The 13,024-nt window shown below is 70.9% G+C and carries 9 protein-coding genes and 1 pseudogene; 4 read left to right on the forward strand and 6 right to left on the reverse strand.

All coding sequences use genetic code 11. The features are described 5' to 3' along the window. Position 1: 1 nt before the first annotated feature. From OO52_RS20360 to OO52_RS20370, 3 genes are read left to right on the forward strand one after another with little or no spacing between them, the layout of a single operon-like run. Positions 2-958 (forward strand): carbohydrate ABC transporter permease, encoded by a 957-nt coding sequence (locus tag OO52_RS20360; protein WP_030646917.1) that lies wholly within the window; start codon positions 2-4, stop codon positions 956-958. Continuing rightward, a complete protein-coding gene (locus OO52_RS20365) occupies positions 955-1,773 on the forward strand; it encodes a carbohydrate ABC transporter permease (protein ID WP_030646918.1) in 819 nt (272 codons plus the stop codon). Before OO52_RS20360 ends, OO52_RS20365 begins: the two co-directional genes overlap by 4 nt. Beyond that, the gene (locus OO52_RS20370; protein WP_030646919.1) at positions 1,770-4,154 is read left to right on the forward strand and encodes a glycoside hydrolase family 3 N-terminal domain-containing protein; all 2,385 of its coding nucleotides are present in this window, start codon (positions 1,770-1,772) and stop codon (positions 4,152-4,154) included. Before OO52_RS20365 ends, OO52_RS20370 begins: the two co-directional genes overlap by 4 nt. A gap of 56 nt (positions 4,155-4,210) precedes the next feature. On the opposite strand, the gene OO52_RS20375 is transcribed toward OO52_RS20370, so the two are convergent. After that, positions 4,211-5,578: a cellulase family glycosylhydrolase gene (locus OO52_RS20375; protein WP_030646920.1), complete on the reverse strand. Its 1,368-nt coding sequence runs from the start codon at positions 5,576-5,578 to the stop codon at positions 4,211-4,213. Positions 5,579-5,675: 97 nt separating this feature from the next. Here OO52_RS20375 and OO52_RS20380 point away from each other — a divergent pair. Then, positions 5,676-6,699, forward strand: a pseudogene (locus OO52_RS20380) (aldo/keto reductase). 30 nt (positions 6,700-6,729) lie between these two features. Here the strand turns inward: OO52_RS20380 and OO52_RS20385 are convergent. The 5 genes from OO52_RS20385 to OO52_RS20405 form a co-directional block, all read right to left on the reverse strand. Continuing rightward, positions 6,730-8,748 (reverse strand): beta-galactosidase, encoded by a 2,019-nt coding sequence (locus tag OO52_RS20385; RefSeq protein WP_030646922.1) that lies wholly within the window; start codon positions 8,746-8,748, stop codon positions 6,730-6,732. 26 nt (positions 8,749-8,774) lie between these two features. After that, a complete protein-coding gene (locus OO52_RS20390) occupies positions 8,775-9,662 on the reverse strand; it encodes a carbohydrate ABC transporter permease (RefSeq protein ID WP_030646924.1) in 888 nt (295 codons plus the stop codon). Next, positions 9,659-10,639 (reverse strand): carbohydrate ABC transporter permease, encoded by a 981-nt coding sequence (locus OO52_RS20395; protein ID WP_030646926.1) that lies wholly within the window; start codon positions 10,637-10,639, stop codon positions 9,659-9,661. The genes OO52_RS20390 and OO52_RS20395 overlap by 4 nt, the downstream gene beginning before the upstream one ends. Before the next feature lie 8 nt (positions 10,640-10,647). Beyond that, positions 10,648-11,961: an ABC transporter substrate-binding protein gene (locus tag OO52_RS20400; RefSeq protein WP_030646927.1), complete on the reverse strand. Its 1,314-nt coding sequence runs from the start codon at positions 11,959-11,961 to the stop codon at positions 10,648-10,650. Positions 11,962-12,229: 268 nt separating this feature from the next. Next, entirely contained in the window at positions 12,230-13,021 is a 792-nt protein-coding gene (locus tag OO52_RS20405; protein ID WP_030646928.1) for a GntR family transcriptional regulator, read from the reverse strand. Between the last annotated feature and the right edge of the window lie 3 nt (positions 13,022-13,024).

The raw sequence follows: 13,024 nt of genomic DNA on the forward strand, positions 1-13,024 counted from the left end.
CATGACCACACAGCTCACGAGCGCTCCGCCCTCCGCCGTGCCTTCCAAGAAGGCCCGGCGGCGGCCGGAGGACTCCTACACCGCACGCGGCACGCGCCCCGGCTTCGGCTGGGCGCTGCCCGCCACCCTGTTCTTCGCCCTCTTCGCCCTCGCACCGCTGATCATGGTGGCGGTGCTGTCCTTCATGAGCTGGAACGGCCTGGGGTCACCGCAGTTCGTCGGGACGGACAACTGGGAGCGCATCCTCGACGACCCCGTCATGATCAAGAGCATCTGGCTCACCCTGCTGCTCACCGCCCTGGGCGTGGCCATCCAGACCCCGCTGAGCATCGTGCTCGGCGTCTGGGCCGCCGGACACCAGCGCAACCGCGCCGTCCTCTCGGCGATCTACTTCATCCCGCTGCTGCTGTCCTCCACGGCGGTGTCGGTGCTCTGGCGGGCGCTGCTCGACCCGAACTTCGGCATCCCCGCTCGCATGACCTGGCTGTTCGGGGACGGCAACCTGTTCGGTGAGCAGGCCTCGGCCATCGGGGTGCTGGCCTTCGTCAGCACCTGGCAGTTCACGCCGTTCCACACGCTCATCTACCAGGGCGCCGCCCGGGCGATCCCGCCGGTGCTGTACCAGGCGGCGGAGATCGACGGCGCGGGACGCTACCGCCAGTTCTTCCACATCACCCTGCCGCAGCTGCGCAACTCGATCGTCACCTCGATGATCCTGATGATCGTCGGCGGGCTCACCACGTTCGAGACCGTGCTCATCCTCACCCAGGGCGGACCGGGCACCGACACCACGATCAGCGCCTACTACATGTACCAAAAGGCGTTCAAGGGCTTCGACTTCGGCGCCGGTTCGGCCATCGCCCTGTGCCTGGTCGTCGCCGCCACGGTGGTCTCGCTGATCGTCGTGCGCGTCTCCGGCTACGACAAGATGCGCAGCGACATGGAGGGGGTGTCATGAGGCGCCGCCCCAACTACCTGGCCGGAGCGGGCTCGATCTTCTGGCTCGTCCTGGTGGGACTGCCGCTGTACGTGATGCTCGCCGCGACCCTGCGCACCCGGCAGGACTACGCGAAGAAGGGCCCGCTGTCCTTCCCCGGCGACTTCACCCTCGACAACTACACCGGGGCGTTCGACTCGGGCTTCGGGCAGTACTTCCTCAACACCATCATCGTCACCGTCTGTGTCGTCGCCGTGGTGCTGCTGCTCGTACCGCCCCTGGCCTACGCGATCGTACGCAGCCGCAGCCGTGTCACCTCGCAGATCTTCCGGCTGTTCCTGCTGGGCCTCGCCATCCCCGCCCAGGCCGTCATCGTGCCGATGTTCTACCTGATCAGCGAGGCCGGCCTGTACGACAACCTCCTCGGGGTCATCCTGCCCACGGCCGCGTTCTGCCTGCCGATGTCCGCGCTCATCCTCAGCGGCTCCATGCGTGACATCTCCCCGGAGCTGTTCGAGGCCATGACGGTGGACGGAGCGACCCCGCGGCGGATGTTCTTCCAGCTCGTCGTGCCGCTCTCGCGCGGCGGCCTGTCCACGATCGTGGTGTTCTCCGCGCTCCAGGCCTGGAACGGCTTCCTGTTCCCGCTCGTCCTGACCCAGTCCGACTCGACCAAGGTCATCACCCTGGGTCTGTACAACTTCCAGACGGAACACGGGATCGACATCCCCGGCCTGCTGGGAGCGGTGACGCTGTCCATGGTGCCCGTCCTGCTCGTCTACCTGTTCGCCCGCCGTGCCCTCGTCCAGGGCCTGATGGGCATGGGAGGAAAGTGACCACCAACGTGGCCGTAGAGACCACCCCCGAGATCCCCCTCTGGAACGACCCGACCCAGGACATCGGCACCCGTGTGTCCGCGCTGATCGACGCGATGACCGTCGAGGAGAAGATCGCCCAGCTGTACGGCGTGTGGGTCGGCGCGTCCGACGAGGGCGGCGAAGTCGCCCCGCACCAGCACGACATGGAGGAGGCCGTCGACCTCGACGCCCTCCTGCCGACCGGGCTCGGCCAGCTCACCCGCCCCTTCGGCACCGCGCCCGTCGACCCCGCGCTCGGCGCGCTCTCCCTGCTGCGCACCCAGACGCGGATCGCCGCCGCGAACCGCTTCGGCATCCCCGCCCTGGCCCACGAGGAGTGCCTGGCGGGGTTCGCCACCTGGGGCGCCACCGCCTACCCCGTCCCGCTGTCCTGGGGCGCCACCTTCGACCCCGCCCTCATCCGCCGGATGGCCGCCGCCATCGGCCGCGACATGCGGTCCGTCGGCGTCCACCAGGGCCTCGCGCCCGTCCTGGACGTGGTGCGGGACGCCCGCTGGGGCCGCGTCGAGGAGACCATCGGAGAGGACCCCTACCTCGTCGGCAGCATCGGCACCGCCTACGTCCAGGGCCTGCAGTCCGCCGGTGTCGTCGCCACCCTGAAGCACTTCGCCGGCTACTCCGCCTCCCGCGCCGGGCGCAACCTCGCCCCCGTCGGCATGGGCCCGCGAGAGCGGGCGGACGTCCTGCTGCCCCCCTTCGAGATGGCGGTGCGCGAGGGCGCCGCCGACTCCGTCATGCACGCCTACACCGACACCGACGGGATGCCCTCGGCGGCCGACGAGGAGCTGCTCACCGGGCTGCTCCGGGACACCTGGGACTTCGAGGGCACGGTCGTCGCCGACTACTTCGGCATCGCCTTCCTCAGCACCCTGCACGGTGTCGCCGGCGACTGGGCCGACGCGGCGGCCACGGCCCTGCGCGCGGGCGTCGACGTGGAACTGCCCACCGTCAAGACGTTCGGCGCGCCCCTGGCCGAAGCCGTCGCCGCCGGCCGGGTACCGGAGGCGCTGGTCGACCGCGCGCTGCGCCGGGTGCTCCTCCAGAAGGCCGGGCTCGGCCTGCTCGACGCGGACTGGAACCCGGTCCCGGCCGCCCTCCGGGGAGCGGACCTGGGCGACCCCGACGCCCTGCGCGGCACCGTCGACCTGGACACCGCCGAGAACCGGGAACTGGCCCGCACCGTCGCCGAGGAAGCGGTCGTCCTGCTGCGCAACGACGGCACCCTGCCCCTCGCCCGGCCGCGCCGCATCGCCCTGATCGGCCCCAACGCGACCGAGGCCACGGCCGTACTGGGCTGCTACTCCTTCCCCCAGCACGTCGGCGTGCACCACCCCGAGACCCCGCCCGGCATCGACCTGCCCACCCTGGAGGACGCCCTCCGGCGGGAGTTCCCCGACGCGGAGTTCACCGTCGTACGCGGCACCGGCGTGGACGACGGCGACATCCACGGCATCGCCGAGGCCGTCGACACCGCGCGCCGGGCCGACGTCGTCGTCGCGGCCCTCGGCGACCGCGCGGGCCTCTTCGGCCGGGGCACCAGCGGTGAGGGCTGCGACGCGGAGTCCCTGGCCCTGCCCGGAGCCCAGCAGCGCCTGCTCGACGCGCTGCTCGACACCGGCACACCCCTGGTGACGGTCCTGCTCGCCGGCCGGCCCTACGCCCTCGGCCGCGCCGTGGACGACGCCGCCGCGATCGTGCAGTCCTTCTTCCCCGGGGTGGAGGGCACCACGGCCATCGCCGGCGTGCTCAGCGGCCGGACCAACCCGTCCGGACGACTGCCCGTCAGCGTGCCCCGCGGGACCGGCGGCCAGCCCGCCGGCTACCTCGGCGCCCGGCTCGCCCAGGCCAGCGACGTGTCCAACATCGATCCCACGGCCGCCTTCCCGTTCGGACACGGCCTGTCCTACACGTCCTTCGAGTGGGGCGAGCTGACGGTCGACCGGCCGGAGGCGGACACGAGCGGCGCGTTCTTTCTCGCCCTGACCGTGCGCAACACCGGGGAGCGGGAGGGCACCGAAGTCGTCCAGCTCTACCTGCACGACCCGGTCGCCTCCGTCGTTCAGCCGGTGCAGCGCCTCGTCGGCTACGCCCGGGTCCCGCTCGCCCCGGGCGAGGCCCGCCGGCTGCGCGTGACCGTGCCGGCCGACCTGGCCTCCTTCACCGGCCGCGACGGGCGGCGGGTGGTCGAACCGGGCGAGCTGGAGCTGCGTCTGGCGGCGTCCAGCGGCGATGCCCGGCTGACGGCGACGGTCACCCTGACCGGCCCCGAGCGCCAGGTGGACCACACCCGCCGGTTCCACGCGCGCTTCGAGCAGGAGCCGGCGCACCCCGCCGTCTGACGCGCCCCGCGCCGTGGCCCGCTCCCCGCGCCGACGGGGAACGGGCCACGGCGCGGTCAGCCGCGCTCCACGGTGACGGTCACCCCGCTGCCCGGGGCGGCCGACACCCAGGCCCGGCCGGCCGTCCGGCGTACGACGGTCGCGCCGCCGTCGGCCGTGACCCGCCAGGCACCCGGCGGCAGGGACAGCTCCGTCAGCCGGGAGCCGTGCGGCGCCGCGCGGTAGACCAGCCGGTACACGCCCGCCCCGGCGTCGTACGCGGCGGAGCGGACCGTGCCCGCCACGGCCTCCGCGTACGGCTCGGCGGTCAGCTCCTTGTTGGCGCGGAAGGCGCCGGTGCCGTCCACCGCGCAGTACCCGCCGCCGTAGCACCACACATAGCCCGCCCAGCCGGAACTGTAGCGGCCCAGGGAGGCCATCGCGTCCCGGTAGAAGCGGTTCATGTGCGGCAGCGAGCTGTCCCGTGGCCCCCATTCGCCGACCACCACCGGGACCCGGTACCGCCTCGGGTACGCGGTGACGGCCCGCTCGTACGCCTCGATCCAGCCGGCCCCGGGGTCGTAGTCGGCGCCCGCCTCCATGGCCGCGTCGTAGAAGTGCGGCGCGTACACGACCCGGGGATCGTGGACGCGGCCCAGGCCGGTCGGTACGCCCTCGCCCACGATCGGGGTCGGTTCCACGAACAGCCAGGCGTCCCGGTCGGCCGGACGGACGGCATCGGCCAGGCGGTCGTACATCGGCGTCAGTTGCTCGCGTTCGATGCGGCGCGCTGCCGTCGGCAGGTCCTCCCCGGGCCTCGGCTCGCCCATCGGCTCGTTGATCAGGTCGTAGCCGAGCACGGCCGGGTGGCGGGCGAAGCGGGCGGCGAGCGTGCGCCACATCCCGGCCTGGGCGCGCCGCAAATCCTCGTCCTCGTAGAGATGGGTGAAGGCGCGCTGCACGGCGGGTTCGAAGTACTCGGCGAACCAGTCGTCCGGGTGCGGGGTGAACGGCAGTCCGTCCGTCCGCGTCGCCCACTCGGGTATGCCGCGATGGCCGAAGGCGGGTCCGAAGACGTCCTGGTGGGCGTCGAGGACGACCTTCACGTCATGGCGCCGGGCCCAGTCCAGGACGCGCTCGATCTTCCGCAGGTAACTCCGGCTGTACCGCCCGGGTTCGGGCTCGAGGTCGTCCCAGAAGACCAGCAGCCGCGCGAAGTCGAAACCCCGGGCCCGCATGTCGCGCAGATGGCGTTCGGTGACGGCGGTCAGGGCCTCCTCGCCCCGGTGCTCCTTGTCCTCGATGTTCCAGCCGTGCAGGGTGAGCACCCGCCCATTGCGGTCGGTGAGCCGGGGGACGCCCGGCCCGGTCTCCTCGGCGTGGGCGGTGGCGGGGGTCAGGAGGGCGGCGAGGACCGCGCCCGCCGTCAGCATCGCTCGCAGCACAGGAAACCTCCGGAAGGCCGGCGTCGAGTTCCTTGACTTCGCGTGCACTTCAAGCTGAACACTCCCGTGCTACCAGCCATGCACGGGGAGGACCAGCATGAAGTACCGCACCATCGGCACCGATCCGGCCACCCGCCGGGAGGTGAGCGTGCTCGCGCTCGGCGCGATGCTGTTCGGGTCGCGCACCGACGAGAAGACCTCCTTCGCCGTCCTCGACCGCTATGTCGAGGCCGGCGGGACCTTCATCGACACCTCCGACAACTACGCCTTCTGGGAGGACGGCGGCCAGGGCGGGCAGAGCGAGGAACTGCTCGGGCGGTGGCGGCGCAGCCGGGGCATCGGCGACGAGATCGTCATCGCCACCAAGCTCGGCGCCCGGCCCCTCGCCCCCGGCACCGGCTACACCGACAACGCCGAGGGACTGTCCGCCAAGGTCATCCGGGAATCGGCCGAACGCAGCCGGATGGGGGTACCGCCCGCGCGAGCGTAGCCGAGCGTGGGGGAGGCTGGGCGTGGGCCGGCTGGATCTGCTCTACGCGCACATAGAGGACCCCGTCGTGCCGCTCGCGGAGACCGTCGAGGGCTTCGCCGCGCTCGTCGCCGAGGACACCGTCGGCCTGCTCGGCGTCAGCAACCACGCCGTGTGGCGGGTGGAACGGGCCCGCGCCCTTGCCGCCGCGGCGGGACTGCCGGGGTACGAGGTGCTCCAGTACCAGCACAGCCACCTGCGTCCCCGGACGGACGTGCCGAGCGAGCTGTTCCCGGACGGCAGTCTCGGCGGCGCCGACGCCCAGATCCTGAACTACCTGCGGGCCGAGCCGGAGTTGACCCTGGTCGCCTACTCACCGCTGCTCACCGGCGCCTACACCCGTCCCGACAAGCCCCTGCCGCCGGACTACGACCACCCCGGCACCCCGGCCCGGCTCGCGGTGCTGCGCGAGGTGGCCCGGGAGACCGGGGCGAGCGTCAACCAGGTCGTGCTCGCCTGGCAGCTCGCCGGAGAGCAGCCCGTGATCCCGCTCGTCGGCGCGTCCTCGGTGGCACAGCTCGACGAGAACCTCGCCGCCGTCGACCTGGAGCTCACCGAGGACCAGCGCGCCCGGCTGGACGCGGCTCACTGAGCCGCGCCGCCTCCCGCACGACGGCGAGGCTCACCGACCGCGCGGCTCCCGCACGACGGCCACGTCTCCGGGCGCGACGGTGACCGTGCCGGCCGTCTCCTTGCCGGTCAGCAGCTCGAACGAGCTCTGGGCCACCGGGACTTCGGCGCCCCGGCCGGTGTGGTCGATGACGAACAGGTAGTCCGCCTCAGGGCCGCGCCGGCGGACCACCTCCACCCCGGGCGGAGCGGTCCGCACCGGTGCCACGCCCGCCTCCTCGCGGACCCGGTCCAGCAGCGCGGCCAGCGTGGCCGGGTCCGGCAGCGTGGCCAGGTACCAGGCGGAACCGGTGCCGTGTGCGAGGCGGGTCACCGCCGGAACCCCGGCCAGCGGGCCGTCGGCGTACGAGGCGACCGCCTCGGCGCCCGCGAGCCGCAGCCGCTCCGACCACAGGTAGCCGGTCGCCCCGTCCGGCACGGCACCCGTCAGCGCGACCGGTTCCCCGGGCAGCAGCGGGAACGGCTCGTCGGAGCGGACGCCCAGCACCTCCCGGAACGCCCCCGGGTAACCGCCCAGCCGGGCATGGCAGTTCTCGTCCACCGCCCCGCTGTGGAAGCCGACCGCGAGGGTGCCGCCGCCCGCGGCGTACGAGGTGAGGTTCGCGGCGCCCGCCTCGTCGACCAGGTACAGGTTCGGGGCCAGCACCAGCCGGTAGCCGGTCAGGTCCGCGTCCGGCCGGACGAAGTCCACGGCCACGCCCGACCGCCACAGCGGCTCGTACCAGGCACGGACCAGGTCCAGGTAGCACAGCTCGCCGCTCGGCTGGGAGGGGAGTTCCAGGGCCCAGCGTGCGTTCCAGTCCCAGACGATCGCGACCTCGGCGGTGCCGGTGCTGCCGCGCACCTCGGCCAGCGCCTTCAGATCGGCGCCGAGCCGGACCACGTCCCGCCAGATCTGGCTGTCCGTCCCGGCGTGCGGCACCATCGCCGAGTGCCACTGCTCGGCACCCGCCTTCGACTGGCGCCACTGGAAGTAGGCGATGCCGTCCGCGCCGCGCGCCACGTGGGCGAGCGCGTCCCGGCGCAACTGGCCCGGATTCTTCGCCCGGTTGACGGGCTGCCAGTTCACCGCGCCGGTCGAGTGCTCCATCAGCAGCCACGGGCCGTCCGCGAGCGAGCGCGTCAGGTCGCCGCTGAGCGCGATGTCGATCTGCGGCTCGGGGTCCGTGGACCGGAGGTAGTGATCGTTGGAGACGATGTCCAGCTCGGGGGCCCAGCGCCAGTAGTCCAGGGCGTCGAAGCTGAAGTTCACCATGAAGTTGGTGGTGGCCGGGATCGCGGGCGCCGCCGCCCGGAGCAGGTCCCGTTCCGCCGCGTACAGCGACAGCAGTTCGTCGGAGCAGAACCGCCGCCAGTCGAGCTGGTGCGTCGGGTTGGACACGGCGCCGGTGGCGCGCGGCGGCAGGATCTCCTCCCAGTCGTAGTACCACTGGGACCAGAAGGCGGTTCCCCAGGCCTTGTTGAGGGCCGCCAGGTCGTCGCCGTACCGGTCGCGCAGCCAGCGCCGGAAGGCCGCCGCGCTGGTGTCGCAGTAGCAGGCCGCGTTGTGGCAGCCGTACTCGTTGTGCACGTGCCACATGCGGACCGCCGGGTGGTCCGCGTACCGCTCGGCGAGCGCGCCCGTGATGCGCAGCGCGGCCTGCCGGTAGGCGGGGCTGGACGGGCAGAACGTCTGGCGGCTGCCGTAGGAGAGGGTACGGCCGTCCCGGTCGGTCGGCAGTGCTTCCGGGTGGGCCCGGAAGAACCAGGCCGGCGGCGCCGCCGTGGGCGTGGCGAGGTCGGCGGCGATGCCGTTCTCGTGCAGCAGGTCCAGGATCTTGTCCAGGCGCGAGAAGTCGTACACGCCCTCGGACGGCTCCAGCAGGGCCCACGAGAAGATGCCGACGCTGACCAGGTTCACCCCGGCCTCGCGCATCAGGCGCATGTCCTCGGCCCACACCTCCTCGGGCCACTGCTCGGGGTTGTAGTCGCCGCCGTAGGCGATGCCGGGGACGGACAGGGTGCGCTTCACGGTGGTCTCTTTCGGGTGCGGGCCCGTCAGCCCTTGTTGGAACCCAGGGTCAGGCCGCTGACGAACTGGCGCTGGAGCACGAAGTACACGATCAGGGTGGGGATCGCGGTCAGCAGGGCGCCGGCGGCGACCAGGTTGGGGTCGGTGAAGTACTGCCCGGAGAGGTTGTTCAGCGCCGAGGTGATCGGCATGTTCTCGCCGGTGGAGATCAGCACGAGGGCCCAGAAGAAGTCGTTGTAGATCCAGATGGACAGCAGGGTGGCCAGGGCCGCCATCGCCGGCTTGCACAGCGGCAGCGTGATCTGCCAGTACAGCCGCCACACCGAGGCGCCGTCGACCAGCGCGGCCTCGGTCAGCTCGTGCGGCAGCGAGCGCATGTAGTTGCTCAGCACGAACGCGCAGAAGCCGGACTGGAACGCCACATGGATCAGGACCAGGCCCAGCGCGGAGTCGTACAGCTTGCCGCTCGCGGTGATGCCCGGCAGGTCCGTGAGCAGGTACAGCCGGTACAGCGGGGTGATGATGACCTGCTGGGGCAGCAGGTTGCCCGCCGTGAAGACGAGCAGCAGCGCCAGGTTGAGCCGGAAGTCGAAGCGGCTGACGTAGAAGGCGACCATCGACGACAGGAACAGCGTCAGCAGCACGGCCGGCACCGCGATGATCAGCGTGTTGCCGAAGTAGTGCAGCATGTCCGACTGCTGGAACGCGTTCTTGAAGTTGTCGAAGTTCAGCGTGTCCGGCCACGAGACGTATCCCTTGGCACTGGTCTCGCTGTACGGGCGCAGGGCCGAGAAGACCGCCCAGAGCAGGGGCGCCAGCCAGGCGAGGGCGGTGCCCGCGAGGAAGACGTGCAGCAGGATCCGGGCCGGCCGGACCGGGGTACGCCGCTTTCCCAGGGCGCTCACGGTGCTCATGCGCGCCGCTCCTTCCGGAAGGTGGCGATCAGGTACGGGATGATGACCGCGAGGGAGATCACCAGCAGGACGACGGCGATGGCGGAGCCGTATCCGATGCGGCTGGACTCGCCGATGATGTTGTTGGTGACCAGGATCGACAGCAACTCGGTGCCCTGGGCGCCCTTGTTGAAGACGAAGACCAGGTCGAACGCGCGCAGCGCCTCGATGATGGTGACGACGAGGACGACCGTGTTGGTCGGGCGCAGGGTCGGGAAGATGACGTTCTTGAACGTCTGCCACTCGTTGGCGCCGTCCAGCGCGGAGGCCTCCCTGAGCGACGGGTCGACGCTCTTCAGGCCGGCCAGGTAGAGGATCATCATGTAGCCGGCGTGCCGCCAGGACGCGGCGATGAGGACGGCCCACAGGTTGAGCTTGGGGTCGCCGATCCAGTCGATGTAGTGGCCGGGCTTGTTGGCGCCGATGATGCTGTTGATCAGGCCCGTGTCCGGGTTGTAGACGAGCTGCCAGACGAAGCCGATGCACGCCATCGAGATGACGACGGGCAGGAAGAACGCCGTCTGGTAGATCCGGGTGAACCGGATCCGCTTGTCGAGCTGGACCGCGAGGAACAGGCCGAACGGCGTCGGGATCAGGATCAGCACGACGAACCAGATGACGTTGTGCTGGACGGCCGGCCAGAACTGCGGGTTGTCGGTGAAGAGTTGCTTGAAGTTGTCCAGGCCGACCCACTTGATCGAGTCGAACCCGATGCCGTCCCAGGTGGTGAAGGCGAGGAGGATCGAGGCGAGGGCGGTGACCCAGACGAGGATCACGTGCAGGACGGTGGGCACGCCCGCCATGAGGCCGAGCGTGATCCGGTCACGGCGGGTCAGCAGGCGCCCGTGGCCCTGCGCGACCCGCTTCTTCGCGGGCGGGGCCCCCGGAGCCGGCGTGGCCGCCGGCTCGGGGGTCTTCGTCGTCGTGTCGGTGGTCATCGGGCCGCTCACGAGGACGCGAAGATGGTCTTCTTCTGGCGCTCGATGGACGACAGCAGGCTGTCCACGCCCTTGGGGTTCTGGAGGAACTTCTGCAGGCCCGGCTGCATCACCGTGGAGGTGAAGTCGGGGCGGCTGTCGCGGTCCATGAACTGGGTGAGGCTCTTGGCGGCGCCGATCATCTCGAACGCCTTCTTCTGCAGCGGCGAGTAGGAGGAGGTGTCGGCCTTGCTGGAGGCGGCGACCACGCTCGGGTCGGTCTTCAGGTACAGCTCCTCGGCCGCCGGGCTGCCCAGGTACTCCAGGAGCTTGACGACACCCGCGTGGTTCTTCGGGGACTTGCTGACCATGAAGCCGTCGGTCGGCGCCTCGACGGTGTCCTGGCCGTACGCGGAGTTGATCTCCGGGAAGGCGAAGAAGTCCAGGTCGTCCAGGTCGGCCTTGTTCGTGAACTGCTGGGCCACGAACGAGCCCAGGAGGTACATGCCGGCCTTCTTCGCGACCAGGGTCTGCGCGGCGTCCTGCCAGGTCCGGCCCATGAAGCCGTCCTGGTGGTAGGGGAGGATCTCGGCCCAGTGGTCGAAGACGTCCTTCACCTTGGCGTCGGTCCAGGAAGCCTTGCCACCCATCAGCTCCACGTGGAAGTCGTAGCCGTTGAGGCGGAAGTTGATCTGGTCGAAGGTGCCCATCGCCGGCCAGGCGTCCTTGTCGCCGAAGGCGATCGGGACCAGACCGTCCTTCTTCATCTGCTTGCACAGGGCGACGAAGTCGTCCCAGGTGGTGGGGACCTTGTAGCCGTGCTGCTGGAAGACGCTCTTGCGGTAGAAGACGGCCCAGGGGTACGTGGTCATCGGGACGAAGTAGTACTTGCCGTCCTCGCCCTTGCTGAGCTTCTTCATCGCCTCGGGGAAGTTGTCCCCGATCTTCGCCCACACGTCGTCGATCGGCGAGGCCAGCTTCTTCGCCGCGAAGAACTGCATGCGGTAGCCGGCGAACCAGTTGAACACGTCGTCCGGGGTGCCCTGCAGATACGAGTTGATCTGCTCCTGGAAGGTGTTGTGGTCCTTCGTGTTCACGTCGACGGTGATGCCGGACTGCTTCTTGAAGGCCGCGTAGACGTTCTCGAAGGCCTTCTTGGGCACCGCGTCCGAGGCGTTCGAGCCCAGGGTGACGGTCTTCGGGTCGGATCCGGAACCGCTGCCTCCGCAGGCGGACAGCAGGGGTATGCCGGCGCCGGCGAGCAGGGCGGCACCGCCCGCTCCGCGCAGCAGGGAACGGCGGCTGGGACCCGGGACGGAGAGACCGGAGGGCGAGAGGCGCATGGCGGCTCCTGAAGGAATGCAGGGTTCGGCCAAGGGGATGAGTTGATCACCGAAAAGTTCGAAACCGCTCAGAAACCAACTCGACCGAACATCGTGGGCGTAATAACAGCCCCATGTCCGCTCATGCGTCAATAGCTCCGGTCGCACTGAGGTGTCTCTTGCCCGAAACGTAATCGTCACCGTTACCTGCATCGTTGACGACGGCGGAACGGAACGGCCCCCACGGCCGGGGCGGCCGAGGGGGCTGTGTGAAACAGATCGTTCCGTTTCAGCTTCTGACCAGCAGTTGGAAGTCGAAGGCGTACCGCGACGCCCGGTAGACGTGGCTGCCGTGCTCCACCGGGCGGCCCGCGTCGTCGTACGCGGTGCGCCGCATGGTGAGCAGGGCCGCGCCCTCCCGCTCCTCCAGCAGGGCGCCCTCCTCGGCGCTCGCGGCGCGGGCGCCGATGGACTGGCGGGCACTGTGCAGGGCGATCCCGGCGGAGCGCAGCATCCGGTACAGGCCCGTGGACTCCAGCCGTTCCGTGCCGAGTTCGAGCAGGGAGGCGGGCAGGTGGTTGCGCAGGAACGCCACCGGCCGGCCGTGCGTGCAGCGCAGCCGCTCCAGTACGACGACCTCGGCGCCCTCCGCCAGGCCCAGGGCGGCGGCCACGTCGGCGGGCGCCGCGATCCGCTCGTTGCGCAGCACCCGGGTGGTCGGGCCCTGTCCGGCGGACTCCAGGTCGTCGTAGAGGCTGCTGAGCTCCAGCGGGCGTCTGACCTGGCTGTGCACCACCTGCGTACCGACCCCGCGGCGGCGCACCAGCAGCCCCTTGTCGACCAGGGACTGGATCGCCTGGCGGACGGTCGGCCGGGACAGCCCGAGCCGCACGGACAGGTCGACCTCGTTGCCGAGCAGGTTCCCCGGCACCAGCACGCCGCGCTCGATGGCCGCCTCCAGCTGCTGGGCGAGCTGGTAGTACAACGGGACCGGGCTCGACCGGTCCAGGGCGAAGGTCACGGGATCCAGCGCGCGATCACCCGGTGCCGTTCGCTGCGCGGTGCGGTGTACTGGGCTCATGCG

The organism is Streptomyces flaveolus (assembly GCF_000716535.1).
Lineage (GTDB): Bacteria > Actinomycetota > Actinomycetes > Streptomycetales > Streptomycetaceae > Streptomyces > Streptomyces flaveolus_A.

Excerpts from the sequence above, each read along its gene's own strand:
- OO52_RS20360 (WP_030646917.1), top strand. The coding sequence starts at position 2 with ATGACCACACAGCTCACGAGCGCTCCGCCCTCCGCCGTGCCTTCCAAG.
- OO52_RS20400 (WP_030646927.1), bottom strand. The coding sequence starts at position 11,961 with ATGCGCCTCTCGCCCTCCGGTCTCTCCGTCCCGGGTCCCAGCCGCCGT.
- OO52_RS20390 (WP_030646924.1), bottom strand. The coding sequence starts at position 9,662 with ATGAGCACCGTGAGCGCCCTGGGAAAGCGGCGTACCCCGGTCCGGCCG.
- OO52_RS20395 (WP_030646926.1), bottom strand. The coding sequence starts at position 10,639 with ATGACCACCGACACGACGACGAAGACCCCCGAGCCGGCGGCCACGCCG.
- OO52_RS20365 (WP_030646918.1), top strand. The coding sequence starts at position 955 with ATGAGGCGCCGCCCCAACTACCTGGCCGGAGCGGGCTCGATCTTCTGG.
- OO52_RS20405 (WP_030646928.1), bottom strand. The coding sequence starts at position 13,021 with ATGAGCCCAGTACACCGCACCGCGCAGCGAACGGCACCGGGTGATCGC.